This window comes from Polaromonas sp. P4_H1 (assembly GCF_056400945.1).
In genome coordinates this window covers 141,906-168,269 of the sequence record NZ_JBFUKG010000005.1, presented here as the reverse complement: position 1 = coordinate 168,269, position 26,364 = coordinate 141,906, and the positions used below count along the sequence as shown (strand labels likewise).

General features: G+C 61.2%; 25 protein-coding genes and 1 pseudogene. 17 read left to right on the top strand and 9 right to left on the bottom strand.

What is annotated here, in order from left to right:
* Positions 1-85 precede the first annotated feature (85 nt).
* Positions 86-652, top strand: a complete 567-nt coding sequence (dcd, locus tag AC1DS5_RS09150; RefSeq protein ID WP_305634601.1) for a dCTP deaminase — start codon at positions 86-88, stop codon at positions 650-652.
* Positions 653-777: 125 nt separating this feature from the next.
* Here dcd and AC1DS5_RS09145 read toward each other — a convergent pair whose 3' ends face one another.
* Positions 778-1,050: a DUF4242 domain-containing protein gene (locus AC1DS5_RS09145; RefSeq protein ID WP_477717931.1), complete on the bottom strand. Its 273-nt coding sequence runs from the start codon at positions 1,048-1,050 to the stop codon at positions 778-780.
* A 188-nt stretch (positions 1,051-1,238) separates the two neighbouring features.
* Complete coding sequence (locus tag AC1DS5_RS09140; protein ID WP_477717930.1) at positions 1,239-2,330, bottom strand: alpha/beta fold hydrolase; 1,092 nt, start codon at positions 2,328-2,330, stop codon at positions 1,239-1,241.
* Between the two features lie 374 nt (positions 2,331-2,704).
* Between AC1DS5_RS09140 and AC1DS5_RS09135 the strand changes: the two genes are divergently transcribed.
* Positions 2,705-2,995 carry a GYD domain-containing protein gene (locus tag AC1DS5_RS09135; protein ID WP_477717929.1) on the top strand — a complete coding sequence of 97 codons (291 nt, stop codon included), beginning with the start codon at positions 2,705-2,707 and terminating at the stop codon, positions 2,993-2,995.
* 170 nt (positions 2,996-3,165) lie between these two features.
* Here the strand turns inward: AC1DS5_RS09135 and AC1DS5_RS09130 are convergent, their stop codons facing one another.
* Entirely contained in the window at positions 3,166-5,190 is a 2,025-nt protein-coding gene (locus AC1DS5_RS09130; protein WP_477717928.1) for a spermidine synthase, read from the bottom strand.
* Positions 5,191-5,484: 294 nt separating this feature from the next.
* Between AC1DS5_RS09130 and AC1DS5_RS09125 the strand changes: the two genes are divergently transcribed.
* The 4 genes from AC1DS5_RS09125 (at position 5,485) to AC1DS5_RS09110 (ending at position 8,764) form a co-directional block, all read left to right on the top strand.
* Positions 5,485-6,870 (top strand): FAD-containing oxidoreductase, encoded by a 1,386-nt coding sequence (locus AC1DS5_RS09125; RefSeq protein ID WP_477717927.1) that lies wholly within the window; start codon positions 5,485-5,487, stop codon positions 6,868-6,870.
* Positions 6,871-7,138: 268 nt separating this feature from the next.
* The gene (locus AC1DS5_RS09120) at positions 7,139-7,612 is read left to right on the top strand and encodes a hypothetical protein (RefSeq protein ID WP_477717926.1); all 474 of its coding nucleotides are present in this window, start codon (positions 7,139-7,141) and stop codon (positions 7,610-7,612) included.
* Between the two features lie 438 nt (positions 7,613-8,050).
* A complete protein-coding gene (locus AC1DS5_RS09115; RefSeq protein ID WP_477717925.1) occupies positions 8,051-8,422 on the top strand; it encodes a hypothetical protein in 372 nt (123 codons plus the stop codon).
* Between the two features lie 93 nt (positions 8,423-8,515).
* Complete coding sequence (locus AC1DS5_RS09110) at positions 8,516-8,764, top strand: hypothetical protein (RefSeq protein ID WP_477717924.1); 249 nt, start codon at positions 8,516-8,518, stop codon at positions 8,762-8,764.
* A 3-nt stretch (positions 8,765-8,767) separates the two neighbouring features.
* Here AC1DS5_RS09110 and pcp read toward each other — a convergent pair whose 3' ends face one another.
* Positions 8,768-9,445: a pyroglutamyl-peptidase I gene (gene pcp / locus AC1DS5_RS09105; RefSeq protein WP_477717923.1), complete on the bottom strand. Its 678-nt coding sequence runs from the start codon at positions 9,443-9,445 to the stop codon at positions 8,768-8,770.
* A 94-nt stretch (positions 9,446-9,539) separates the two neighbouring features.
* Here pcp and AC1DS5_RS09100 point away from each other — a divergent pair, with 94 nt between their 5' ends.
* Positions 9,540-10,382: a 2-keto-4-pentenoate hydratase gene (locus tag AC1DS5_RS09100; protein ID WP_477717922.1), complete on the top strand. Its 843-nt coding sequence runs from the start codon at positions 9,540-9,542 to the stop codon at positions 10,380-10,382.
* Positions 10,383-10,493: 111 nt separating this feature from the next.
* Here AC1DS5_RS09100 and AC1DS5_RS09095 read toward each other — a convergent pair whose 3' ends face one another.
* Positions 10,494-11,138: a DUF4136 domain-containing protein gene (locus AC1DS5_RS09095; RefSeq protein WP_477717921.1), complete on the bottom strand. Its 645-nt coding sequence runs from the start codon at positions 11,136-11,138 to the stop codon at positions 10,494-10,496.
* Positions 11,139-11,376: 238 nt separating this feature from the next.
* On the opposite strand from AC1DS5_RS09095, the gene ypfJ reads away from it, so the two are divergent.
* The 3 genes from ypfJ to AC1DS5_RS09080 all read left to right on the top strand — a co-directional run bounded on the left by ypfJ (position 11,377) and on the right by AC1DS5_RS09080 (position 15,001).
* Positions 11,377-12,276: a KPN_02809 family neutral zinc metallopeptidase gene (gene ypfJ, locus AC1DS5_RS09090; protein ID WP_477717920.1), complete on the top strand. Its 900-nt coding sequence runs from the start codon at positions 11,377-11,379 to the stop codon at positions 12,274-12,276.
* 163 nt (positions 12,277-12,439) lie between these two features.
* The gene (locus AC1DS5_RS09085) at positions 12,440-13,918 is read left to right on the top strand and encodes a DEAD/DEAH box helicase (protein ID WP_477717919.1); all 1,479 of its coding nucleotides are present in this window, start codon (positions 12,440-12,442) and stop codon (positions 13,916-13,918) included.
* Between the two features lie 96 nt (positions 13,919-14,014).
* On the top strand, positions 14,015-15,001 hold the full coding sequence (locus AC1DS5_RS09080; protein ID WP_477717918.1) for a YihY/virulence factor BrkB family protein: 987 nt from the start codon (positions 14,015-14,017) through the stop codon (positions 14,999-15,001).
* Between the two features lie 107 nt (positions 15,002-15,108).
* Here AC1DS5_RS09080 and AC1DS5_RS09075 read toward each other — a convergent pair whose 3' ends face one another.
* A complete protein-coding gene (locus tag AC1DS5_RS09075) occupies positions 15,109-15,936 on the bottom strand; it encodes a symmetrical bis(5'-nucleosyl)-tetraphosphatase (protein ID WP_477717917.1) in 828 nt (275 codons plus the stop codon).
* Between the two features lie 23 nt (positions 15,937-15,959).
* On the opposite strand from AC1DS5_RS09075, the gene AC1DS5_RS09070 reads away from it, so the two are divergent.
* From AC1DS5_RS09070 to AC1DS5_RS09055, 4 genes are all read left to right on the top strand, one after another.
* On the top strand, positions 15,960-17,297 hold the full coding sequence (locus AC1DS5_RS09070; RefSeq protein ID WP_477717916.1) for a hemolysin family protein: 1,338 nt from the start codon (positions 15,960-15,962) through the stop codon (positions 17,295-17,297).
* Positions 17,298-17,448: 151 nt separating this feature from the next.
* Entirely contained in the window at positions 17,449-18,306 is an 858-nt protein-coding gene (locus tag AC1DS5_RS09065) for a DUF2726 domain-containing protein (protein ID WP_477717915.1), read from the top strand.
* A gap of 60 nt (positions 18,307-18,366) precedes the next feature.
* Positions 18,367-19,224 (top strand): SIR2 family NAD-dependent protein deacylase, encoded by an 858-nt coding sequence (locus tag AC1DS5_RS09060; protein WP_477717914.1) that lies wholly within the window; start codon positions 18,367-18,369, stop codon positions 19,222-19,224.
* A 268-nt stretch (positions 19,225-19,492) separates the two neighbouring features.
* Positions 19,493-20,044 (top strand): hypothetical protein, encoded by a 552-nt coding sequence (locus tag AC1DS5_RS09055; protein WP_477717913.1) that lies wholly within the window; start codon positions 19,493-19,495, stop codon positions 20,042-20,044.
* 310 nt (positions 20,045-20,354) lie between these two features.
* Here the strand turns inward: AC1DS5_RS09055 and AC1DS5_RS09050 are convergent, their stop codons facing one another.
* Positions 20,355-20,669 (bottom strand): TIR domain-containing protein, encoded by a 315-nt coding sequence (locus AC1DS5_RS09050; protein WP_477718006.1) that lies wholly within the window; start codon positions 20,667-20,669, stop codon positions 20,355-20,357.
* 478 nt (positions 20,670-21,147) lie between these two features.
* Between AC1DS5_RS09050 and AC1DS5_RS09045 the strand changes: the two genes are divergently transcribed.
* The 3 genes and pseudogenes from AC1DS5_RS09045 to AC1DS5_RS09035 all read left to right on the top strand — a co-directional run bounded on the left by AC1DS5_RS09045 (position 21,148) and on the right by AC1DS5_RS09035 (position 23,512).
* Positions 21,148-21,276, top strand: coding sequence for a hypothetical protein (locus tag AC1DS5_RS09045; RefSeq protein ID WP_477717912.1), 129 nt, complete (start codon positions 21,148-21,150; stop codon positions 21,274-21,276).
* A gap of 502 nt (positions 21,277-21,778) precedes the next feature.
* Positions 21,779-22,360 (top strand): annotated as a pseudogene (locus AC1DS5_RS09040) (transposase); the annotation flags it as partial.
* Between the two features lie 96 nt (positions 22,361-22,456).
* Positions 22,457-23,512, top strand: a complete 1,056-nt coding sequence (locus tag AC1DS5_RS09035) for an IS630 family transposase (RefSeq protein ID WP_477717911.1) — start codon at positions 22,457-22,459, stop codon at positions 23,510-23,512.
* On the opposite strand, the gene AC1DS5_RS09030 is transcribed toward AC1DS5_RS09035, so the two are convergent.
* Together AC1DS5_RS09030 and AC1DS5_RS09025 are read right to left on the bottom strand one after the other, a co-directional pair.
* Entirely contained in the window at positions 23,509-24,498 is a 990-nt protein-coding gene (locus AC1DS5_RS09030; RefSeq protein WP_477717910.1) for a Bug family tripartite tricarboxylate transporter substrate binding protein, read from the bottom strand. The genes AC1DS5_RS09035 and AC1DS5_RS09030 overlap by 4 nt on opposite strands.
* A 49-nt stretch (positions 24,499-24,547) precedes the next feature.
* Positions 24,548-26,335: an acyl-CoA dehydrogenase family protein gene (locus AC1DS5_RS09025; RefSeq protein ID WP_477717909.1), complete on the bottom strand. Its 1,788-nt coding sequence runs from the start codon at positions 26,333-26,335 to the stop codon at positions 24,548-24,550.
* Positions 26,336-26,364: the final 29 nt, after the last annotated feature.

Below are 26,364 nucleotides of genomic sequence, written 5' to 3'. Positions count from 1 at the left end.
AAACCGTCCAATTCATGGGTAACTTGCGCTGGCCGGCGCCGGCCATGGCTTGCCTACAATCTAGCCAACCCAAGGAATTTCCCCAATGAGCATCAAAAGCGACAAATGGATACGCCGGATGGCAGAAAGCACCGGCATGATCGAGCCCTTCGAGCCTGGCCAGATCCGCGAGGCCGACGGCAAGAAGATCATCAGCTACGGCACCTCCAGCTACGGCTACGATATTCGCTGCGCCCCCGAATTCAAGGTGTTCACCAACATCCACAGCACGGTGGTGGACCCGAAAAACTTCGATGAAAAAAGTTTTGTCGACTTCCACGGCGACAGCTGCATCATCCCGCCCAACAGCTTTGCGCTGGCCCGCACGCTGGAGTATTTCCGCATCCCGCGCAACGTGCTGACCATCTGCCTGGGCAAAAGCACTTACGCCCGCTGCGGCATCATCGTCAACGTCACGCCGTTTGAGCCCGAGTGGGAAGGCTATGTGACGCTGGAATTCTCCAACACCACACCGCTGCCCGCCAAGATTTACGCGGGCGAAGGCTGCGCGCAAGTCCTGTTCTTCGAGAGCGACGAAGTGTGCGAGACCAGCTACAAGGACCGCGGCGGCAAGTACCAGGGCCAGCATGGGGTGACGCTGCCCAAGGCTTGATTGGCGCAGGCGGGCACGCTGACGGGCTTGCCGGGGGGGCAGGGCGACGTCAGGCAGGCCAGAGGCAGCCGGCTGCACCGGAAACCTCCGGCCTTCGGGTACAACGCTGGGAAGGCCGGCGATCGCTACTCGGCCGTTGTCGGATCGATGATCGTCTGTACGCGGGCGATGCTGTTGACGGGGAAGCCGCCCAGGGTCGCGTGCTTGCGTATGGTGTCCTCATCGGGCGAGATATAGACGCAGTAGATCTTGTCACCGGTGACGTAGCTTTGGACCCACTGGATTTGGGGGCCCATGCTCTCCAGGGCGTCGCATGACTTTCTTGAGATGGCCTTCAACTCGCTTGGGGGCAGCATTCCTGCTTTCGGAATTTCGCGTTCAATGACATATTTAGGCATGATGGTTTCCTTGAAAAGTTGAACAAATACTGGAGAACATCCGCCGATCCGGATCCATCCTCATCCTGTTCGGCAATGAACTTCAGTACACCCACTATGGGCGGCGCGGAGTGCACCTCCTAGAGTCCCTGGTCCCAAGCCCCCTCAAAAAAACACCGCAACCGGGACACCCGTCCCGGTTCAGCGCCTCAAGACATGGCGCGCTCCCGGCCAAACCCGGCCTCGCGCGCCAGCACAATCGCTTGCGCACGGGTCTGCACCGACAGCTTGTCAAAGATGCGCGTGATGTGATTGCGCACGGTCTTCTCGGAGCGGCCAAGTCCATCGGCAATCTGCGCGTTGCTCTGGCCTTGCGCCAATGCGTTGAGCACGTCGTTCTCACGCGCGGTGAGTAAGGCCAGACGTACCTGTTCGCCGGAGGCGCTCCGGTCGTTGATGCCCTCGGGCAGGAAGCCGCGGAGCTCCGAGAGAAACCGCGCCCAGGCGGGCTCTGCCGGCAGCAGCATATGGTTGACGCTATCGAGCTGAACGAAGCGTGCGTCGGCAATCAGCGAGGCAACAATCCGCCCCTCCTCGATCGGAACCACCGCATCCCGATCCGCATGAATCACGAGCGTCGGGCATGCAATCCGGGGCACCATGGCGCTGACATCCACGTCGAAAGACACACGGCTCAGCGCCACCGCCATTTCCGCCGAGGTGCTGATGCGCTGCATTTCACACCACGAACGCAAGTGCTCCATCGTGCCGCCGGGCTGGAATGCGGTGGCCCACACCTGCAGGAATGCGTGGTTTTCCTGGGCCCACCCCAATTGCGTCAGCTCCAGCAGCAATCTGGCTTTTTCGATTTCCTGTGGAGAGCCGGTTCGCCGGAGCCTGCCCCGGGCATACGTTCCATAAAGAACCAGTTTGCTGATCCGCTGCGGATGCAGTGCCGCATACGTCATCGCAAGCGGCCCGCCCCAACACACCCCCAGCAGGGCAAATCGCTGATAGCCCGACGCTGCAACGACCGCCTCCAAGTCCATCATCCAGCTCTCGAACGAGAGGTCGGCCACCGCCCGATCCGACATGCCGCAGCCGCGCGGGTCGTAGCGAATCAGGGTGTAGTGCTGCGACAGGGCATCGAGCCAGGGGCGCCAGGCAAGGCTGCTGCGGTGCTGGTATTCAAGGTGTGTCAGCCACGTGGTCGACATCAGCAACGGTGGCCCATTGCCGCTCATGGCATATGCAATGCGCGTGCCGTCGGCACTGGTGCAAAAGCGGACTTGTTGTTTCATCCCTGCGAACCCCGAAAAGGGCGGACTTTTTGATTCTGATCCCTGTTGACCCGGTCCGTCAATCACTGAGGAGGGCTGTATATGGTGTTTCCGGGTGTTTCCGGGTTACAAAAAAAGGAAAGTGCGAAAAACGCGATCAGTGCGAAGTGAAAAGTGGGCCGTGGGAGGCTTTGACTGCGCGCGGGCCGCCCCAAAAAAAAGCGCGAAAAAATGGCCCTCGCGTCCCTTGATTTTCCGAATGCGGGGGCTATAGTTTTGGTTGGCAAAGGGTTTGTACTCTGAGGCCGGGGCAATGGCGGTCTTCCTCGGCGCATCGGCAATACCCAAGCGACCGCCGGTTTATCCACGCATTCAATACAGCAAGGAGAACGGCAATGCCTGCATACATCACATTGATGAATTTCACTGACCAGGGCGCCCGCACGATCAAGGGTTCACCAGACCGCTTCGAGGCTTTCAAGACTGTGGCCGAAAGCAAAGGCATCACGGTGAAAAGTGTTCACTGGACACTGGGCGCTTACGACCTGGTACTGGTTACCGAGGGCCCCGAAGACGCTCTCATGGCCTTGAGCCTGCAAACCGCCAGCCTGGGGAACGTCCGCACGCAGACGCTGCGCGGATTCACGGTTACCGAAATGCGCAAGCTGCTCGCCGGCTTGCCCTGAAAAGCGTTGCCGCGGTGATGCTCAGCGCGGCAATACGTTGCTGAGTGGCGGACACATGGTGATCGACGTGCGGGTTGATGGCGCCGCCGGGGGCGTGTATGGCCATGTGTTTTCCAGGGAGCTTCGTCGTGGCCGCTGCTTCTGGCCGAGGCCGCAGGCAGGGCTTTGGCTTATTTCAGAATCCCGAGCAGGTTTGAAAAGCTGTCGGTCCAGGGGGCGAAACCGGGACGGGATACCAGCCGTTCACCACCCTGCAGTCCGGCCGGCAGGCTGGCCGCGCTTTCCGGGGGCATGAACAGCACCCAGATCGAATGGCGGCAATAGGCATCGTTGTCCGCCGGCTCCAGCTCATAGAGCAGCGCGGCTTTGCCGAAGTGCTGCGCTGCGGCCGCCATCACCGGCCGCAGGTCCAGGTAATGGTTGGTGATGTGGATGGCCAGCAGCCCCTCGGGCTTCAAATGGCCCAGGTAGGTCTGGATTGCTTCGAGGGTCAGCAGGTGCGTCGGGATCGAGTCGCCTGAAAAAGCATCCATGGCCAGCAGGTCGAACTGCTGCGGTGATTCACGCTCCAGCATCAGTCGCCCGTCGCCGAGCACCGGCACGATGCGTGCGGGGGTGTCGGCCAGGTAGCTGAACTCGCTGCGGGCGAGGTCGAGCACCTGCTCGTTGATTTCGTAGATGCGCATCTCGTCGCCCGCACGCCCATAAACCGACAGCGTGCCGGCGCCGAGTCCGACCACCCCGAGCTTGAGCGGCTGCGCCTGCGGCAGGGCGCGGATGGCCCGGCCAATGCCTGACTTCTCGCAGTAGTAGGCCGTCGGCTGGCGCCGGTGCGCCAGCGCGGTGTATTGCTCTCCGTGGTTGATGCGGCCATGCAGCATGGTGCGCTGCGGCCCGAGCGCGGCATCGGTGTTGTCCTGCACGCGCAGCTGGCTGTAGAAGTTGCGCACCACCCGCCGGTAGCCCTGAACGTACTCCTGCGAAATGTCGCCGAGCCGCCAGCCATAGCCCAGCAGCGCCACCAGCAGCAGCCCGCGCCAGACGGGACGCAGTTCGCGCCAGAGCACCGTCACCACCAGGGCTGCGCACAGGAACAGGCCCAGCGGCAACTCGAAGTAGGCGGTGAAAATCGCGGGTGCCACCAGGCCGACCAGCAGGCCACCCAGCGCCCCGCCCACCGAAAGCATCAGGTAGAACAGCGTCAGGTGCCGCACCGGCGGCTTGCGCCTGACCAGCTCACCATGGCAGACCATGCAGAAGATGAACAGGCAGGCGCAAAGCAGCCCGACCAGGAGCGGAACGTCCATGCCGTTGTCGAGCACGCGGTCCATCGCCAGCAATGCCAGCGGCAGCGCGGCCAGAAACACCGGCCGCACGTAGTAGCGCGGTGCATCGAAGCACAGGATGAAGCTCAGCAAGTAGATGCTCAGCGGCAGCACCCACAGGAAGGGCACCGGCGCCACATCCTGCGTCAGGTGGCGCGTCATGGCCAGCAGCAGGATGGAAGGCGTGGCCGACAGGCCGACCCACAGCAGGCATTCCCGCCACCCCGGCGGCGGCGTCGTTGCCAGCGGGGCCGGGTGGGCGATGGCTGGCGGCGCCATGCGGTGCCATGCCAGCGCCGCGGTGGCCACGCAGGCCACGACAAACATGGCATAGGCAGCCGACCACGACTGGAGCTGTGCCCCGACGGGCAACAGCGGTTCGATCAGCACCGGGTAGGACAGCAGGCCCAGCATCGAGGCCAGGTTCGACAGCGCATACAGCCGGTACGGCCGTGCCGTGGTGAGCGACGCCGAATGCGAGCGGGCGTACCAGGCCTGCATCAGCGGCCCGGTGGTTGACAGCAACAGGTACGGCGCCCCCACTGCCGTGGCCAGCACCGCCAGCACGCTCAGGCCCGGATGGGCCAGCGCCGTGCCCTTCCAGGCCGGATCGGCCACCACGGGCAACGTGACCAGACTCAGCAGCAGCAAGCCCGCATGCACCAGCGCCTGCCGCCGCCCGGGCAGCTTCTCGTGCAGCCAGTGCACATACGCGTAACCCAGCAGCAGCTCAGCCTGGAAAAAGACGATGCAGGTGCTCCAGACCGATGATGATCCGCCAAACCAGGGCAGGATCATCTTGCCCACGATGGGCTGGATCTGGAACAGCAGGAAGGCCGACAGGAATACCGTTGTGGCAAATAAAGGCATGTGACAGGCAGGCAGCGTCAGGCTGCACTCCTGCCCCCGAGTATCTGTGGGTCTGGGCGTTATGGTCAATTGCCGGGTTCGGTCGGTCCTGACAGTGATTGCCAACTGTAGTCAAGCCGTAGTCAAGCTGTAGTCAGCACGAAGAAGGCTCACTATCATTCACAGAGGATTCACAGAGGCGGATACTGTTGGTTGGGTGGTCATGAACCTGCCATAGGGCACTCCCGGGGCATTGCATCCGGGCGCCTCCCTTGTGCTTGTGTCCGTGCCCATCCACGGAAACCGGAGAAGCTCATGCAAGTCGAATCTTTCGATGCCATCGTCATAGGCGCCGGGCAGGCGGGGCCTGCTTTGGCAGAGCGTTGCGCCAAGGAAGGCTTGCGCACGGCGGTGATCGAGCGCGCCCATTTCGGCGGCACCTGCGTCAATGACGGCTGCATACCCACCAAAACACTGGTAGCCAGTGCGCGGGCGATCCACATGGCCAGGCGTGGCGCCGAGTTCGGATTTTCCGCCGGCGATATCCAGGTCAACATGCCGCGCGTCAAGTCACGAAAAGACGAGATCGTCCTGAAGTCGCGCAACGGTGTCTACCAGTGGATGCAGGGCCTGAAAAATGCCGAGGTGATTCAGGGCGATGCAGCATTTGTGGGGCCGCGCACTGTCAAGGTCGGCGAGCGCACGCTGGCGGCCCCGCGGATATTCCTCAATGTGGGCGGCCGGCCTTCCGTTCCGGAGCTGGCGGGTGTCCATGACGTCCCGTATCTGGACAACGCGTCAATCATGGAGCTGACCGAAGTGCCGGAACATCTGGTCATTGTCGGCGGCAGCTATATCGGCCTCGAATTTGCGCAAATGATGCGGCGTTTTGGGGCCCGGGTCACCGTGGTGGAGCGTTCGGCCAAGTTGCTGTCCCGCGAGGACGAGGATGTGTCGGATGGCATTCGTGCCATCCTGGAGGCAGAGGGCATCGGGTTCCAGCTGGAGGCGGAGTGCCTGTCGCTGGCGCGGGAAGGGCGCGGAATTTTGGTCGGCACCGTGTGCGCAACGGAGTCGCCCGCCCTCATTGCCAGCCATGTGCTGCTGGCCGTCGGCAGGCGCCCCAATACAGACGGCATGGGGCTGGACGCCGCGGGTATCCAGCTCGATGAACGCGGCTACATCATCGTTGACGATCAGCTTCGCACCAGTGCCGAAGGGGTGTGGGCCATGGGTGACTGCAATGGCCGGGGCGCGTTTACCCACACGTCCTGGAACGATTACGAGATCGTCGCCGCCAACCTGTTTGATGGCGACCCGCGCCGCGTGAGCGACCGGATCCCGTGCTATGCGCTCTTCATCGACCCCGCGCTCGGCCGCGTGGGCCTGACAGAGCGCGAAGTGCGCGCCAGCGGGCGGGCGGCGCTGCTGGCGCGCATGCCCATGCAGCGCGTAGGCCGCGCCCGCGAAGCCGGCGAGACGCAGGGGTTCATCAAGGCCCTCGTCGACGCAGACACGAAGCGCCTGCTGGGCGCCGCCATCCTCGGGCTCAACGGCGACGAAGTGGTTCACGCACTGGTCGACATCATGGCCGCCGACCAGCCTTACACGGCCATCACCCGTGCGATGCACATCCATCCCACTGTCAGCGAATTGATTCCAACGTTGCTGCAGCAGTTGAAGCCGCTGGAAGCGCTATAGAGGCAGGGCGGCATAGGAGCATAGAGGCAGAGAGGCAAAGAGCAACAAAGGGTGCTTCACCTGTACCAGCGGTTGCCGCAAACAAAGCCGCTTGCGCCGGCATGGCGCGAATGCCGATTCAGCCGTCGTTTCAATCCACCAGGCAGGATGACGCTCACCCTTAGCTTGAACTTTCGACGCGTGCAAGGGTAATAAAAACATGTTCACCGTGCGATGAAAGGCTGAAACATGAAGTTACATTTTGAGCCTCATTCAAAAAAGGTAAGACATGTCTGTTCGTTTGTATTCCGTCCTTGTCGCTTGCGTCGCCATGACCGGTTGCGCATCCATCACCAACGACACCTCCGCGCCGGTTCGCTTTGAAACCTTCAGTGCGGCCGGCGTCGAGATCAAGGATGCAGAGTGCACCCTGGAAAACGACTATGGCAAGCAAAGCGTCAAAACGCCTGCCACCGTCAACGTGCGCCGTTCCTCCAAGGATTTGCAGGTCACCTGTGTCAAACCCGGTGAAACCGATGGCCGCGGTGTCGCGATTTCGCGTGCGAATGCGGGCATGGCTGGCAACATTCTCTTTGGTGGCGGTATCGGTGCGATCATTGACCATAACAAGGGCACCGCATACACCTACCCGCAATGGATACAGGTGGTGATGGGAAAACTGCTGACATTCGACCGCCGGGAAGATGCTGAAGGAAAACCGAACCGTGGTGTGGGCACTCCCCCATCTGTGGCCAGTAATTAACCGGTTCGCTTTTTTTTACTTTTTGAACAAGCCGAACAAGCCGAATAGGCCGGCTTGTCGGTGACGATTGCTGCGTGGTGTTCTCGCCGCCAAATTCCGAACCGACTCGACCCGCCCAGCCGCCGCTTCCAGACGGCCGGTGCCGGCGGGTTTTTTAATGCCCACCCGAATCTGATGGGCTGCATGCCAATGACGTAATGCCGCCAGCTGATGCCCTGGCCAGGCGCCCTTGCAGACCCGCATCGACCACCATCCAGACCCGGCTGGTACGGGTCGGTGCAATGGTGGCAGAACTCGCGCCGTGAAGGCCGATCCGCAGGCGCGGGACTGCAAGCCTGCTTCGCGTTTCCATCCTACAGTGTCACGGGCGCTGCACCGGGTGGCCTTTTGAAAGCTTCGCCTCAGCATGGAGTCGTCAGACAAAAATGGGAGCGAGCGATGTTTTCAGATCATTTGCGAAAAATTCAGGAGATCCCGTACAAGACCCTGCTCGGCGTGGCGGGTGGCTTCGTGATTCTGTGCCAGCTGGTTGCCCTGGCGATGGTGGCGGATGAACAGGTCAAAAAAGCGCAGGTACGCGAGACCCAGCGGATTTCGGAGCGAATCGCCACTGCCCACTGCATGGAAAGCAGCATGGGGGCTGCGCGCCACAGTTGCCTGCAGCAGGCGAAGACCGCCAACCTTCCTTCCGAGGTCGCCGAGCCCAGGCAGAACAGCCAGGCGGTGGCCAGCAATTTCGACGATGGGAGCGGTGCCCTCGCGGCCCATCAGATGCAGGACTTCAGGCCCGCGATGTTCACGCCCCGCTGATGACGGCCCGCTGAAGCGCGGCAAGCGGGGAAGGGCGAAGCGACCAGGCCGGTGCGGACCAGCCGTGCTCAACAGCGGGTAGCATGGACTCCCATGAAGTTCTCCCGTCTGTTCCAGCCACGCAACCCCCTGTTCTGGATCATGCTCGTGCTCAATGGCCTGTCAACGGCATTGGCCTGGGTAGCGCACAACCGCCCGCTCAATGCCTGGGGCGCCTTGCTCGTGAGTGGCTTCGCCATCGGCAATGCGGCCATCGGCATCTGGCTGGCCTGGCGGCTGATGCGCAATGACCCCGCCGCCGATGCGCCGGAGCAGCGGGGCAGACCGACGCCGCCGGGCTAGTCCCTAGCTGACTGCGCCTGCGCTTTTTGTGATGTCGTGCGGCGTTGCCAGCGCGGTGGCTATCGCCACTTGCAGCCCGCGCACCATGTCTTCCAGTGGCAGGCTGGGCGAGCCTTGTTCGGGCAGGTAAGGCACGTGGACAAAGCCCCCGCGCGTGCGTTTGAAGCCGCGCTGCGTGGCCAGCGCATGCATCAGCGCGTAAAACGCGTGGTTGCAGACGAAGGTGCCCGCTGTCTGCGACACCTCGGCAGCCAGGCCCGCGTCCTGCAGGGCCTGCAGCATGGCCTTGATGGGCAGCGTGCTGAAGTAGGCCGCCGGGCCTCCCGGTACGACTGGCGTGTCGACGGGTTGCATGCCCGCGTTGTCGGGGATGCGGGCATCGTTCACGTTGATGGCGACCCTTTCCAGCGACAAGGCGTTTCGCCCGCCTGCCTGCCCGACGCAAATCACAAGCGCTGGCCGGTAAAGACGCAACAGGCGCATGAGCTCCGTCACCGATGTGTCGAACCGGGTCGGCAACTGTGCCGCAATCACTTCGTGGCCCGCGATGCGTGTGGCGTGCAGTGCCTGGACGGCCAGCCAGCTGGGGTTGAGCGCAGGGCCTGCCGGCCCGGCTTCGCCAAACCCGAACGCATCAAAACCGGTGAGCAGCACGCGGGGAGGGGTGGAGGCCGTGTCCATGTTGCCATTGTGAAGTATGGCTGGGGTGTCTCGCTGGGGTCTGCGAAATGGCTCCCCGTTGCGCGGTGGGTCTGGTTGTGGCTAACATGCGGCCATGAGTTCCCCACCCCCGCTTTCCAGCCTCGTGTCCGACCTGTCGCGTGCCCGGCTTCACGCGGAGCCTTTGCGCTGGCCTGCGACGGTACCGTCAGATGTAGGCACAGCCTACGCTGCGGCTCTGGCTGTGCGCGAGGCGCGCTGTGCCGCCGGAGAGCGCGCCGCAGGCTACAAAGTCGGCTTTACCAACCGCAGCATGTGGCCGCGCTATGAGGTCTATGCGCCCGTCTGGGGCACTGTTTGGCAAAGTGGCTTGACGCTGATTGATGCAGGGGCGCCGAACATCGGCAAGGTGCGATTGGAGGGCCTCTGCGAGCCCCGCATCGAACCCGAGATCGTGTTTTGCCTGCGCTTCCCGCCACCGCCCGCATGCACGCTGGCGCAGCTGGTGGACGCCATTGACTGGATAGCCCACGGCTTTGAGATTGTGCACACCCATTTCCCGGGCTGGAAGTTCACTGCCGCGCAGGCGGTGGCGGATGCCGGCCTCCATGCCCACCTGCTGGTGGGCTACCCCGTGAAATTGACCGCAGGTATTGCGCCGGACGCGCTGGTTCAGGCGCTCGCCGGCTTGCGGCTGAGGCTTTACGTGGATGGGGCGCTGAAGGAAGAAGGCGTGGGCGCCAACGTGCTGGATGGGCCGTTGCAGGCTTTATTGCATTTTGTGGAGGCGCTGCGCACCACCCCGGGCGCGCCACCACTGCTGGCCGGTGATCTGGTCACCACGGGCAGTTTGACCGATGCCTGGCCGGTACAGGCCGGGCAACTATGGCACACGGACATTCAATCGCCAGACCCGGTGGCAGAGGACCTCGAGGGGTTGCGCCTGCGTTTTGAATGACATTGATGGCCTCAAGCCTTGATCCCCTGAAACCCTGAAGTCTTTTGGCTGGCGCGCGCTGGAGCGCGGAGCCGCTGGCAGCCCGGCGCAGCCTTTCCAGCCTCAGGAGGATTACTTTTTGATCAACGCACCGGTTTCGCTGTCAAAGCTCACGTTGCGTGTCCGCCCGTTCTGGCCGGGAAAATCGTCAAATACCGCCCGCACCAGGTAGGGCATCAGTGCCGGCAAATCGTCGCTGTCACCTTCATAACTGGCTCGCGACTCGAACACCGTGTGCGGTTTGCCCGGTGGGCTTCCCCGTGAGTCCAGCAGGCGCAGGCGCAAGTTGCCGAGCCACACGATGCGGCTCACCTGGCGGTCACCCACATAGCGCGGCCCGAACGGATCGGGCACCCAGGCCCCCGGAAACACACGTCCGGCCGCATCACGGTACGGGGGCAAAAAAACAGGGTGGTCGTGGTAGACCGGTTGCAGCCAGGTTTTTTGATCGCTGTGGCTGACTACCCGCACCTCGGCCTGGATGCGCCCCACCTGCCCGGGCGGTGCCCGCCGCAGGCCCTGCCTTTCAAGCGCAGCCTGAACATGGCTTTCATAGGTGGCCTGCTCCAGTTCGCGGGTGCTGTCGACCGGGCTGATAAAGCTGAACGTGCTGCCCGCCGCATCGGCGGGCCACTGGTTAAAGCTGGTGACCCTGGCCGTGATCGGGCTGGCGCAGCCGGCCAGCAGGGCCACCAAGGTCACCAGGAGCAGCGCCATGCCAAGGCGAATTGACCGCGCAGGGTGAAAATGTGCAAAAAATGCCATAAAGAGTGGATACATCGGGGTTCAATTTTGTTCCACGCAGCGCATGGCTCTCTAGTAAAGTTGGCTCATGCGTTGAAGCAATTTTGAGGCGTTCGTGAGGCGTCCGGGCTGTCCGGACCATGCGAGCTATTCGGCCTCACCACCTCTCTCTATCTCTCTCTCTCTCTCTCTCTATGCAACTGGGGCAATCATGAAATGGGAAGGCAATCGGGAATCCGACAACGTTGAGGACAGGCGCGACGAGGGTGGCGGGGGCAGTGGTTTTGGCGGCGGCGGATTGCTGGGCGGCCGCAGCATCGGCATTGGCACCATTGTGGTGGCGCTGGTCGGCGGCTGGATTTTCGGCATCAATCCGCTGACCATATTGAGCCTCCTGAGCGGCGGTTCGCCGCCGGCGCAGGTGCAGCAGGTACCGCAACAAAGACCGGCCCAGCGGCCGCCTGCCGATGACCGAATGGCGAAGTTTGTCTCCACCGTGCTGGCCGACACCGAGGACGTCTGGAAAGACGTGTTTGCCAAAGGTGGCGCAAGTTATCAGGAGCCGCGGTTGGTGCTGTTCAGGGGCGCCACGCCAACCGCCTGCGGCCAGGGTCAGGCCGCCATGGGGCCGTTTTACTGCCCGACCGACCGGAAGGTGTATATCGACCTCGGCTTTTACGAAACCCTGAGAAACCGCCTGGGCGCACCGGGCGATTTTGCGCAGGCCTACGTGATTGCGCATGAGGTCGGCCACCATGTGCAGAATCTGCTGGGCATCACCAGCAAGATGGAGCAGATGCGCGGCCGGGTCAGCCGGGCGGAGTACAACGCCCTGAGCGTGCGGCTGGAATTGCAGGCCGACTGCTTTGCCGGCCTGTGGGCCCACAACGCGCAGAGCGCGCGCCAGATCCTGGAGCAGGGCGATGTCGAGGAGGCCATGAATGCGGCCGCCAAAATTGGCGACGACGCGCTGCAGCGCTCCAGCGGCGGTGCGGTCGTGCCCGAGAGCTTCACCCACGGCACCAGCGCCCAGCGTCAGCGCTGGTTCGACGCCGGCCTGAAAACCGGCAGCATCAAGGCCTGCGACACTTTCAGCGCCCGGAATTTATAAGAAATATGGCTGCGGGTCGTGGTTTTCCTGGGTGTGTAGCTATTAAATCAATAGCTGACGGGGCTTTTGGCTTGCTGCCCGCGTCGCTGCATCCGGGCGGCAATACCCCGGTTGGCGGGCAAAAAAGGGGGATTTCGCCCAAAGTGCGACAATAGTGGGTTAAATGACATCTTCCTTTTCCAATCTTTCGCTGGCAGAACCGCTGGCCCGCGCCGTAGCCGAAATGGGCTACGAAACCATGACGCCCATTCAGGAGCAGGCCATTCCGGTCGTCCTGCAGGGCAAAGACGTGATGGGCGCCGCACAGACCGGTACCGGTAAAACCGCTGCCTTTTCGCTGCCGCTGCTGCAGCGCATGCTCAAGCACGAGAACGCCTCGACCTCGCCGGCGCGCCACCCGGTGCGCGCGCTGGTGCTGCTGCCCACACGCGAGCTGGCCGTCCAGGTAGCCGAACAGGTCAAGCTCTACGCCAAGCACACCAACCTGCGCAGTGCGGTGGTGTTTGGCGGCATGGACATGAAGCCGCAAACGCTGGAGCTCAAAAAAGGCGTTGAAGTGCTGGTGGCCACGCCAGGCCGTCTGCTCGACCACATCGAAGCCAAAAATACCGTACTCAACCAGGTTGAATACGTGGTGCTCGACGAGGCCGACCGCATGCTCGACATCGGCTTTCTGCCGGATCTGCAGCGCATTCTGAGCTACCTGCCCAAGCAGCGCATCACGCTGCTGTTCTCGGCGACCTTCTCGCCTGAAATCAAGCGCCTGGCCTCCAGCTACCTGCAGGATCCGGTGACGATCGAGGTGGCGCGCTCCAACGCCACCGCCTCGACAGTCGAGCAGCACTTCTACAGTGTGGGCGCTGACGACAAGCGTCGTGCACTGCACCAGATCCTCAAAGAGCGCGGCATGAAGCAGGCCTTTGTGTTCGTCAACAGCAAGCTCGGCTGCGCACGCCTGGCCCGTTCACTGGAACGCGAAGGCCTTAAAACCACCGCGCTGCACGGCGACAAAAGCCAGGACGAGCGCCTGAAGGCGCTGGATGCATTCAAAAAAGGCGAGGTGGACCTGCTGGTGTGTACCGACGTCGCTGCGCGCGGCCTGGACATCAAGGATGTGCCGGCGGTGTTCAACTTCGACGTGCCATTCAATGCCGAAGACTATGTGCACCGCATTGGCCGCACCGGCCGTGCCGGGGCTTCAGGCCTGGCCGTGAGTTTTGTCGCCAGCAGCGACCAGCGCCTGGTCGCCGATATTGAAAAGCTGATCAAGACCAAGATCGAGCTGGAGCCGATCGAGTTTGATGAAGACCGCCCGCGCATCAGCGAGCAGGGCCGCATCAACGACGGCCGCCGCATGTACCGCCAGGGCAGCGACGGTGAAGAGGGCGCGGGGCGTGAAGCGTTTGTTTCGCGGGAACCGCGTGACCGGCCGGAGCGCAGGGAGCGTCGCGAATACATGCCGCATCGCCAGCCGGCGGCGCCGCGCGATCCGTTTTTTGACCAGCCCTACGAGGCGACCGTTATAGCGGACGCCCAACCAGCCTGGGAAGCCACCGCCAAGGCCGGCCCTGCGCGCAGCAGCGTCTCGGCCAACATCAAGCCCAAGAAAAAAGTCGCTGCGCTGTTCAAGACCAGCGACTGAGATCTTTCCCGTCCGGCCGGACCGTCGGCGCGCACCTACGATTCTTCGCGGGGCCGTCCGGCGCGGGTTCTGCCGCCGTATCCTCATGCTGTCTGAATGACGGCAAAAACCGCCGACACCGATACCGATAACCAGTCCGCTCACCGGCGCCTTTCGGGCCTGCCGGCGGTTGGCCTTTCATCGCTCCAGCACAGGCTCCAGCATATCTACAGACCGCTCTGGCGCGCTGTGGATCAGTGGATTGAGGCCGATGGCCTGCGCATGAGTGCGGCCATGTCCTTCTACGGCATTCTCAGTCTGGCGCCCTTGCTGGTCTTGCTGGTGGCGGTGCTGGGCTGGTGGGTGGATCAGAGCTTTATTGAAATCAGCCTGGTCGACCAGATCCGCAGTGTGGTGGGTGCCCAGGGCGCGCAGGTGGTCCAGCAGGCGCTTTCCAGCGCGCGGGAGCCCTCGCAGGGAATTACCGCCTCGCTGGTGGCGTTTGGCCTGCTGCTTTCCGGCGCCACCGGCGTGTTTGCCGAGTTGCAGGACGCGTTCGAACGTTTGTGGCGACAGGGCAGCGGCAAGGCGCCCCAGCAGAAGTGGTGGTACACCGCCTCCTTGCGCCTGCGTGGTGTGGCTTACATCCTGGCCATCGGCTTCCTGTTGCTGGTTTCGCTCGTGGTTTCCACTTTATTAAACCTTCTGTCGGGCTGGGCGGGCGAGTATTGGCCTGTCGAGAAATTCGCCTACGCCATCAATGAAGTGGCGTCCTTCGGCTTTTCCGTGGCGCTGTTTGTGGCCCTGATGAGAATGAGCGCTGGGCCCAAGCCGGCCATGCGCTACCTGGTGAGGGGGGCGGCGGTAGGTGCGCTGCTGTTTGCGGTCGGCAAGCACCTGATGGCTTTTTACCTGTCTACCGCAGCCGTGGTATCTGCCTACGGCGCCGCAGGCTCCCTGGTGGTCATCTTGATGTGGATTTATTTTTCATCTGCGGTGCTTCTGCTCGCTGCGAGCGTGGCGCGCGCCTGGTCTGACGAGGCTTCCGGCAACGTGGCGCCGCCTGCGGGCGACGCGGTGGTTCGGTCTGAGGTGTCAGGGTAAAGGCGAACGGTAAGAGGAAGGGTAAGAGGCAAGGGCTCCCAGCCTGGCGGCCAGCGTCGCGCGGGCCTGGGTTGACGAGGTTCGCGAGCGGGACGGTGGGAAGGTGTTCAATCTGCGCAGGCCACCGAGATCAGTTCATACGCCGCTGGCGTTGCCCCAAGCCTGGCGGCGGTCAGGCTCCCGCCCCAGACACAACCCGTGTCCAGCGGCAGCAGCAGGCTGCCCGATTTCTGGGCGTCTTGTGCCTTTAGCGCTGACCAGTGGCCAAACATGACCGGCGTGTCTGCGGTTTGACGGCCCGGCACATCAAACCATGGCAGGTAGCCGTGCAGCGCCGCCTCTGCGCCTTCCTTGGTGGCAAACTCCATCACCCCTTGCGGAGTGCAAAAGCGCAAGCGCGTCAGCGCATTGACCACGACCCGAAGCCGGTCCGCGCCCTGCAGGCTCTCGTGCCACTGGTTAGGGGTGTTGCCATACATGTCGCTCAAGAATCCCTTCAGATCGGGCCCGCGCAAGGCCTGCTCCACCTCGGCGGCCAGTGCCATGGTTTTGGCGGTGCTCCACTGGGGCAGCACACCGGCATGCACCATCAGCCAGCCGTGCGCATGGATGGCCATGTTGCGGTGGCGCAGCCACTCCAGCAGGGCGCCGCGGTCGCTGGCCTGCAGGATGTCTTGTGCGGTATCGCTGCGGTGCAGCTTGCCCATGCCCTGCCACAAGGCCAGCAAATGCAAATCGTGGTTGCCCAGCAGGGACTGGGCGGCATCGCCCAGGCGGCTCAGGTGGCGCAGCACGGCCAGCGAGTGCGGGCCGCGGTTGACCAGGTCGCCCAGCAGGTACAGCGTGTCGCGGCTTGGGGAGAAGTCAATCTTCTCCAGCAGCCGCTGAAATGGCGCATTGCAACCCTGCAGGTCGCCAATACAGTAAAGTGACATGTGTTTATTCTCCCTCCGGATTCATGGATTTCCTGCTGATCGTTTTTTTAACCTTGCTCAACGGCGTGTTTGCCATGTCCGAGCTGGCCCTGGCATCCAGTCGCAAGGCCCGGCTGATCGCCATGTCCGAATCAGGGGACAAGGGGGCGCACGCGGCGCTGGGCCTGCTGGAAAACCCCACACAATTCCTGTCGTCGGTTCAGGTGGGCATCACCTCCATCGGCATGCTCAACGGCATTATTGGCGAGGCGGCTTTCAGCGACGGCTTGTCCGTCTGGATACAGAGTTTCGGGGCCGCGCCGCGCGCCGCCGATATTTCCGCCACGGCTCTGGTTGTGACCGTGATCACCTTCATCACCATTGTGTTTGGCGAACTGGTGCCCAAACGCATCGGGCAGCTCTACCCCGAGACGGTGTCGCGCCTGGTGTCGCGGCCCATGATGTGGGTGGCTACGGGCGCCAAGCCATTTGTCAGGCTGTTGTCCTTCAGCACCCACGCGGTGCTCAAGCTGCTGCGCGTTGACAACGCGGGCGAGCGCGGCGTAACCGAGGAAGAAATCGCCGCCAGCCTGGAAGAGGGTGTTGACGCCGGCCTGATCGAGGAACACGAGCACCAGATGGTGCAAAACGTGTTTTTGCTCGACGACCGCTTGCTCACCTCCCTGATGCTGCCGCGCTCCGACATCGAATGGCTGGATGCCTCCGACACGGTGGCCGAGGCCATTGACAAAGCCGGGGCCACCGGCCATTCCTGGTACCCGGTGTGTCGGGGCAGCCTCGACGACGTGATCGGCGTGGTCAATGTGGCCAAGCTGCTGGGCCTGCGCGGCAGGATTTTGTCCTCTCCCCCCGAGCCGGGCGAGAATGCAACCCCCTCGGTGGCCGACCGCATTGGCGCCTATGCCGTGCCGGCCGTGTTCGTTCCCGAAACCCTCACGGGCATGGAACTGATTGAGCAGTTTCGTGCCCGGTCTACCCGCATGGTGTTTGTGGTCGACGAATACGGCGTGGTGCAGGGGCTGATGACGCCCATGGACATGCTGGAGGCCATCACCGGTGAATTGCAGCCTGGTGCCGAGATCGATGCCTGGGCGACTCAGCGCGAAGACGGCAGCTGGCTGATTGATGGCGTCATGCCGGTGTCCGAACTCAAGGTCCGGCTCGATATCAGGGAGCTCCCGGAAGAGGACAGGGGGCGCTACAACACCGCGGCAGGCCTGCTGCAAAGCGTCTCAGGCCGCCTGCTGAAGACGGGCGAGCAAGTCGATTGCGCAGGCTGGCGGTTTGAGGTCCTTGACCTGGACGGCAAGCGCATTGACAAGGTGCTGGCCAGCCGGACGACCGAGTCCACGGACGCTTAGGCCCAATGACTCCGAATTGGTTGGAGTTTGCGGGGACTCGCGCCGCGCGGGGCGCTATTGCTCATATTTCAGACATTGCCGCAACAATCGGCGCCTTCATAGTTGTAACTTTCTGGGTGCTGTGTTTAAACTCTAAAAAAATAGGGCGCGCATGTTGAATTCTCTTGCATTGACACTGGCTGCCGCGGCGGTGTCCGGAATGGCTTTGGGCGCGCTGTGCCATCGCCGCTGGGCGGCACGCGCTGCGAAGAGTAAAAGACGCATTCCCGTACGCTGGCAGCTTCGGCCCAGACCCCTTCTGACGGAGCAGGAACAGGATGTTTGGCACTGGCTGAAACGTGCTTTTTTTGACCAGCACGTGCTGGTCAAGGTTTCCGCCATCCGTTTCACGTCGCCCCGCAATGTCTCCGAGGGCTTGCGTTCCCATGAATTGCTTAACAGTGTTTATTGCACGTTCACCGTGTGCGCCTCCGACGGCACCGTCATCGGCTGCCTGGATGTCCCCGGACCCCGCGGGTTGAGTGCCAGTAACCGTGACCTCAAGCAAAAGCTGTTTGAAGAGTGCCGTATCGCGTATGCCGTCGTCCGGGCGGGAAAACTCCCCTCGCTGGAAGAGGTGCGCGCTGCCTTCCTGGGTGAAATCGATCCTTCGGATGAAGACCTCGCCCTGAACAGCCGGCCACCGATGTCGCAGTCGTTCGCGGACATGGACTTCGACAACGGGGCCTTGCCCACGGTGCCCGACACCCTGCGTCCGGCCAGCGGCGCCAAGCCAGAAATGTCCTCTGAAATCGACATGGAGGCCGTGGCGGCTGCCCGCGCCAGCCTGCGCGCCAAGCTTGAGCGCAACCGCAAGATACGCTTCACCAATTTCGACCCCCTCAGCGCCAGTGCAGACCACGTGGAGGAAAGCGTGCAAGAGGACGCGGGTGACAATTTCGCGGTGCAGTGGGAAGACTCCTTCATCATGCCGCAAGATGGGCAGCTGCCCGAAAGCAAGAAGCGGTAAGTTCCTGCTGGTTAAGCGCGGCAGGGTTGCAGTGAAGATCCCCACCTCAGCGCAGTACAAATGAATAGCATGGCCCAATATCGAAAGGCTGCTGAACTCATTGCCGAAGCTGATGCTCTGGTGATTGGCGCAGGTGCTGGCATGGGGGTTGACTCTGGCCTGCCAGACTTTCGTGGCAATCAGGGGTTCTGGCAGGCCTATCCGGCGCTGGCCAAGGCGAATCTCAATTTCACTGAGGTGGCCAGTCCACGCACTTTTCTTCAGGATGCCAGTCTGGCTTGGGGCTTCTACGGGCATCGCCTCGACCTGTACCGTAAGACCGTTCCCCATGCCGGTTTTGGGATATTGCGGCAATGGGGTGAGCGCATGCCCCTGGGCACCTGGATATTTACCAGTAACGTGGACGGGCAATTTCAGAAGGCAGAATTTTCTGAGGAGCAGATTCATGAATGCCACGGTTCGATCCATCACCTGCAATGCATGGATTGCGAATCGGGGGTGTGGAGTGCCGCAGAGTTCACCCCGGAAGTAGATGCCGATGCGTGCCGTCTCCTGAACGCCCCACCACGTTGTCCGCATTGCGCGGGTCTGGCCCGACCGAATATTCTGATGTTTAGCGACTGGAACTGGGTGGAGCGGCGAGCCGAATTGCAGCGCAGGCGTGAGATGCAATGGCTGGAGGCGATTTCTGACAGTCAAGCGCGCGTTGTGATTGTGGAGATCGGCGCTGGCATGGCAATACCCTCCGTCCGACACAACAGCCACAGCTTGAGTCATGAGTATGGCGCACGCCTTATCCGTATCAACCCGCGCGAGCCGCAGGTGCCAAGTAGCATGGACGTCGGTATCGAGAAAGGATCACTAGAGGCTTTGCTCGGAATTGATCTTATGCTGGAGAAGCTGCTGGCCAGAGAGTGACGTTACGACGTTAGCAAGCAGTTGACCAGTCGCCGTGCGTTGCTGGTTCTGGGCAGGCTGTGCGCCAATAGACGCTTTCGAGGACCTGGTCTAGGTGGATGAATGGAACATAGTCTGGCAAGGGGTTCCCCAGTCCAGGACGCATCAGCAGTAGTCCCTTCCTATCTTTCCATCCGAGGTCATTCGTCGCCATGCTGAGAATGCACGCGAATAATCCGCCAAATTTTGAAGCTTCTCACAACCGTATTTTTAGAAAACTGGAGCGTAAATGACAAACGACACAACTGTTATGGAGTACACCGCCGAAGATCTCATCGCGCATAAGCTTCAGCGAGCAAATATCTTGGTGGCGAAGCCAAAGTTTGATCAGGATGGAGCCGATTTGCTTGCTCTCTTGGACGTGAAAGACAATGCCAAATTTTGTCGAATTCAATGCAAAGGCAGATCCCTCGGAAGGTCTCGAACATCGAGTGTGACGCTCCCGACAAAGTATGTAAGTGACGGATTCGTGCTTTTCCTTTTTATCGAAACCGGCGACCGGGAGGTCACTCATCTCTTTTGCTTTCTCGGTCGTGAAATTCGCGCCGATTGGAACCAAAGGGATGACCAATATGTGCTTAATTTGACAGAATCAAGGTTGACTGATGATCTTGTTCCATTTGTCTTTTGCGACAACAGAATCGAGGACATCAAGCAGGTAATCATTAGCATTGATGTAGGCCCTGAATTCAATACGATGGGGCATGCCAACGGAAATGTGGTGCTTCCTGAGCTCACGTTAAACGCGACTATGGAGTCGAAAAATTTGACCAGCATTTAGAGATGGTCCGAGTCGGCGTAAGGGTAAATTGTGCGCGTCAAGCTTGCGAGAAAAGCCGCATGGGCTAATAACTAGCCAGCGGTTACATACTGACTACGTGAAAAAGGGGATAGGCCCGAAAGCCTATCCCCTTTTCATTTGGTGCCGGAGAGATGAATCGAACACCCGACCTTCTCACTACGAAGGCCTACCCGCCGTACAACAGCCCGCAGTTTTTGCGGGAAATCAAAGGGGGACATGACCCCAATGAGACGCCGCGCATGTTCAGTCGTGTCATCACTTGCAGGGAATGTCCTCAGTGAACGCGAAGCTACCTCATCACCTTGTTCCAGTCGATCTCAAAACCAGCTGCATCTAGCTCCCTTGCAAGGGAACGTTTCCATGCGCCGGCATCGTCCAATTGTTCCCAGACCACTCCAGCGAAATCGGTAGGAATTTCTAAGTCTGCCCTGGCAAGGGTGCACACATTTTGCCGTCCTAGTCGGCCGATGAAATAGCCCAATTCCAGAAGCACGTTTTGACGTGCACGAGGTCTTTGTTCCTCATTCAGCTTGCCCCCTACGTCGTCGGGAGTCAGCAAGACAATTGCGAAACCAACATCCCCATTGGCCTCTATCTTTTCAATGATCGTTCCGCCCCTGTTCGCTTGCTCACGCAGAATAATGGCTTCAAATCCTAACCGTGCGATCTCTCAGTCGAACGATGATTTCATTGAAGTTGGCGCTGCCGATGTGCAGAGAGGTGTAGCGATGGTTTTGGGGGCTGCGTGCTGAAATTTGGGGTCTCAAGGGTGCTCGCCCATTCGGCGGTGGGCCTTCTTGCCAGTGCAGTCATACCGGCGGCTTTCGCACAGAATGCCTCGGGCGACGTGGCGGCAGTGCAAGTCCCGAAACAACCTGATGACAGTGTGACCCAGGCCGCTAGCTATCACTCGGTGAGTCCTTGTGTTCTTCGCGCCATTACTTGCCGAAAAGATAGTGAAAGCACTCGTTGCGGAGCTTGAAATAGACGCAGGTTTTGCTTAAAGTAAGCAAGCAATCCATAGGGGTGAACGCCTTTATGGATCTGCACCATTAAGAAGCACAATAAATACAGGAAACATCATGGAAACGATCACCATAGTCCAAATCGCACTTGGCGCAGTGATCGTTGCGGGGATTTTTTTCAGCGAGTACGTTGCGCGCAAGAACAAGGCACTGCTTGCCGAGAATCAAGACTGGTTGAAACACTGATCAGCGACCGATCTGGATGTCAATCTCGCGTGGCTGTGGCTAACAGCTTACTGGTCAACGGCAGCTCTCTGAAAACTCAATTTCAAAATTTGGCTTGCCAGTCAGCAGTCATTCATGGCCGCCAGCAAAGGGCCCTTTGCGGTCACTGATGATTGGGATTCGAACGACGGGACTGCAGCGGTTGCTGCCGGTCGTCGGTGTCGGCTTACCGGTAACCCATGCAGACGTTTACCTACAAGGACATACTTGTGCGGGTATTCTGGCCTCGATAAATTTTATGTTCGCCTTATGGTCCGTCCTAACAAGCTTTTGCTTTACTCTTGAACTGACCGCATTCACGTCCGGTCGCGGCCGATGTCAACCCTTTTCGAGTCAGGTGATTGCAGGCAGACAGCACCGCCCACGGCACTGCTGCGATTTGCTCAGCTACATTTGCACCAGAGGCAGGTCCAGGAGGCCAGCAACCGTTAACGTGTTCCCCGAGTAATGCATGACATCGCGCATGGGCACGCGCGACCACATCGTGCGCTGGCCCAAGCCGGCGGCCCGTCCCGAGTGGATGACGCCCGAGCAGTACGCGCACGCCCCCGATGAGATCACGCTGCGTGAGGTCAAGGTCGCCCACCAGGTGTTGGTCACCACACTGTTGGATCATCGACAGGTCGGCAAGGCTGATCTCTCGGCGTTGTACGCGCGTCTCTGGAGCGTCGAACTCGACCTGCGTAACCTCAAGACCACCACGGGCATGGACGTGCTGAGCTGCCAGACGCCGCAGATGAATGAAAAGCAGCTGTGGGTCCATTTGCTGGCTTACAACGTGATCCGACTGATCATGGCGCAGGCCGCCTGCAATGCCGGCGTGGACCCGCGCAGCCTGAGCTTCAAGCACACGGTGCAGCTTTGGACGGAGTGGGTGGCGCGAGGACTGTCCGCCACGACGCATTGCCAGCGGCTGTTCACGTTGATCGCCCAATGCAGGGTCGGCCATCGGCCCGGACGCATCGAGCCACGGATGCGAAAACGACGGCCCAAACCCTACCCCTGGTTGAAGGTATCGCGCGCCCAGGCCCGCCGACAGGCCTAGAGGCACGGTCATGATTGGGAGCCAAAGTAAATGCCATTCCACCTAGTGGACTGTAACGTTTAAAACGGAAGTATCATTGCACCCATGGAGGTTGCGATGAAACTGACCAAGAGCGAACGCATGGAACTTCAACAGCAAGCTGCAGCGAGGAACGCCCGAGCCGATTCGGCGCGCCATGCCCGCTTGATTCTGCTGCTGGCCGAGGGGCTCACCTGGGCTGAGATTCGCGCCAAGCTGGACTGCAGCGACAGCTATATTGATCGGTGGAGCAAACGCTTTGAGAGTGAGCGCTTGGCCGGCCTGTTCGCTCGCCACGCCGGGCGCGAACGCTACAAGGTGACTGATCGCCTGGAAGCTCGAGTGTTGGCGCGAACCACCAAACACAAGCCAGCCGACGGCTCCACACACTGGTCCTCGCGCAAACTGGCAGCTGAACTGGGCGGCGATATCTCGCACATGACGGTGGCCCGGATCTGGGCCAAGCACGGCATCAAGCCGCACTTGCTGGAAGGCTACCTCACCTCGAACGATCCGGACTTTGAGAGCAAGGCGGCCGATGTCATCGGGCTGTATCTGAACCCGCCGCAGAACGCCGTGGTGTTCAGTGTCGATGAGAAGACCGCGATTCAGGCGCTGGATCGCCTGGACCCGGTGCTGCCGCTGTCGCCAGGGCGCGCCGAGCGACACGGCTTTGAGTATTTCCGGCACGGCACGCTCTCGCTGTACGCCGCCTTCAACACCAAGACCGGCGAAGTGCTGGGCAAGACGGCTGCGAGGCATACCTCGGCTGAGTTCGTGGCGTTTCTCACCGACATCGTGGCCAACCAACCCACGGGCAAAGAGATTCATGTCATCGCCGACAACCTCTCGGCCCACAAGACAAAGCATGTTGACGAGTTCCTGGCTACTCACAGCAACGTTCACATGCACTTCACCCCGACCTATTCGTCCTGGCTCAACCAGGTCGAGTTGTGGTTTGCCAAGATCGAGCGCGATGTCATCTCCCGTGGCGTGTTCACGTCCTTGCCTGATCTGAAGCGAAAACTCATGCGATACATACGCCACTACAACAAACAGCCTAAACCCGTGAAGTGGAAGTACTGCGACCTGTCTCGGCGCATTACTCCCGATTCAATCGTTACAGTCCACTAGTCCAACTTTATGTTGGCCTCACGGATCAGGTCGGCCCAGAGTTTTGTGTCTGCTGCCATCATGTCCGCCAGTTTTTTGGGTGTGCTGCCGAAAACTTCGTAACCCTGGCCGGCCAGCTTGGCGCTGATGGCGGGATCCTTCAGGATCGTGACGATCAGGCTGCTGAGCTTTTGGACAATTTCGGGCGGCGTTTTTGCAGGTGCCAGGACGCCGAACCAGGAGGTGACGTCGTAACCAGGCACACCGCTGCTCGCAATGGGGGGGACCTGGGGAGCCAGGGGACTCTTGTCCTGGCCGGTAGTGCCCAGCAGTTTGATATTACCGGCGCGCGCGTGGGGCAGCGTGGTGGCCGGGAGGTCGAACATCATCGAAATGTTTCCGCCCATCACATCGGTCATGGCCGCCGCATTCCCTTTGTAGGGAACATGCATGAGGTCAATACCCGCCATTTTCTTCAGCAGCTCGCCAGCCAAATGGTTGGAGGTGCCGTTGCCGGCCGAACCAAAGGAGAGTTTGCCGGGGTTGCGTTTTGCATAGGCAATCAGGTCGCCGACGGAATTGAAAGGCAGCTTGGGGTTGACGGCCAGAAACATCGCGTAAGAGCCAGCACTTGAGACGGGCGTAAAGTCCTTGGCCCGGTAGGGCAGGTTGCTGTTCAAGGAGGGGTTGATTACCAGGGCCGCGCTGGCGGTAAACAACAAGGTGTAGCCGTCGGCCGGCGACTTGGCGACATAGTCCACACCCAGAATGCTGCCCGCGCCCGGCTTGTTTTCAATGATGACAGGCTGGCCCAGGCTCTCCTGCATGCGCTGGCCCAGCGAGCGCGCCAGCAGGTCGGTCGGGCCACCGCTGGCATAAGGCACGACCAGCCGGATCACCCGGTTGGGGTAGGTGTCGACCTGTGCGTTGGCGAATGGCAGCGCGAGTGCCGCCAGGATTGTCACGCACAAAAATCTGCGAATCTTGCGAAATGTCAGAGGTGTCATCAGTGTCTCCATGAGGGATTGTTGTCGTCATGTGCCGCTTGCGCGGCGCTCAGCTAACCAGGGACTGGGCCAGTGCCAGCGGCACGGGATCGGATTGCAGCAGCAGCATCTCGATTTGACTTTCGCGCTGGACATCCTTTTCACCACTTTGCAGGCGGTGAAGCAAGACTTGCCGGCTGATCAACAGGCGGCGTGCGTCGCCGCCCTGCTGGCCGACACGGGCGCCTTCGCCCGCCAGCATGGCGGCGGTGACGGCGTGGTACATGCGGGATGCGGCCTCGCGGCTGTCCACTTCGCCTTCCAGTGTTGCTGCGCTCTGGTCCATCAAAACCCGCGCCTCTTCGATGGCGGTGCTGAGGAGTTTCAACAGCGGTGCCGGGATGCCGGGCGACAGCCGCAGCCAGTCGGCCATCGACTCCGCCAGGGCATTGTGGGCACCTTCCTTGCCGGCGGCGCGTTGCACCGCGTCGAGTGCGTTGATATTGCTCGTGCCTTCCCACAACACGCCGATATGCGAGTCGCGAATCAGGCGCTCATTGACGAAATCTTCGATGTAACCGTTTCCGCCGCGAACCTCCATCGCGCCGGTTGCCACTTTCACGTTGTCCCGGCAGGCGCGGAACTTGAACAGCGGCGTGAGAATACGAAGCTCCAGTTGCGCGCGCAGGTCACCGCTGTCGGCGCGTTGCATGACGTCGGCCGCATGCACAAACATGGACAGTGCTTGTTCCGTGGGCAGCAGCAGCTTCATCAGCTGGCGGCGATGCAGGGGGTGGTCGATGAGGCGGCGGCGAAAGGCAATGCGGTAGTTGGACACCACCATGGCCTCGTTCCAGCAGCGGCGCATCATGGCCGCGGCACGTACGCCGTGCGACAAGCGCGACAAGTTTACCTGGTCCAGCATTTGTTTGAGGCCCTGGTGGATATCGCCGACCAGGTAGGCCACGGCGCCCTCAAACAGCACTTCTCCGCTGGGCATGGAGCGCGTGCCCATCTTGTCTTTTAGGCGCGCAATGCGGTAAGTGTTGCGGCTACCGTCGTCGAGGCGGCGCGGCACGGCAAACAGCGCAAGTCCCTTGGTGCCGTCCGGTCCGTCCGCCGGTCTGGCCAGTACCAGCGCCACGTCGGCATCAACCGCCGAGCAAAACCACTTGTCGCCAGTCAGGCGCCAGTGCTGGCCGTCATGCGCCGCCTGCAGGCGGTTGGTGCCGATGTCCGAGCCGCCGGTGCGCTCCGTCATGAACTGGGTGCCCTTGAGGATCTTGCTGGGGTCGGTGCTGGTCATGCCCGGCAGGAAACGCGCCTTGAGCGCCTCGTCGCCATAACGCTCGATCAGGAAGGTCGAACTGTCGGTCACGCTGATTGGGCACATCAGGCCAAACTCGGCCTGCACGAACAAATACTGGAAGGCGTATTTCGCCAGTGGCAGGTAACGTGTCGGCCAGCCCAGCACCCCTTTGGCGCGTGACATGGCATGGATGCCGAAATCGGTGTAACCGATTTTTTCCATCTCGCGGTAAGACGGGTGGTAGTCAATCCAGTCCTCGTCGGCGCCAAAGCGGGTACGGGTGCGGAGTACGGGTTTGTTCTTGTCGGCGGCCATGGCCAGCTCGTCCAGGCGGCTGCCAGCGACTTGTCCCAGTTTGTGAAGGTGGGGGGTGATGAAGTCCAGCACCTCGGACGGCAAGCGCAAGGCCAGCAGGTCGGAAAAAGCCGGATCTATCGTATGGAAGTTCAGGCCGCGGCAGTCCGGGGCGACCAGTGTTTCAGCAGGAACAGCGCCCGCCTTGTCGAGCGCAGGCGCCTTGGGTGTACTAAATGCAGATGTCACAGTCATTGTCCTTTTCCAGGGTCAGTGTGGTGGAA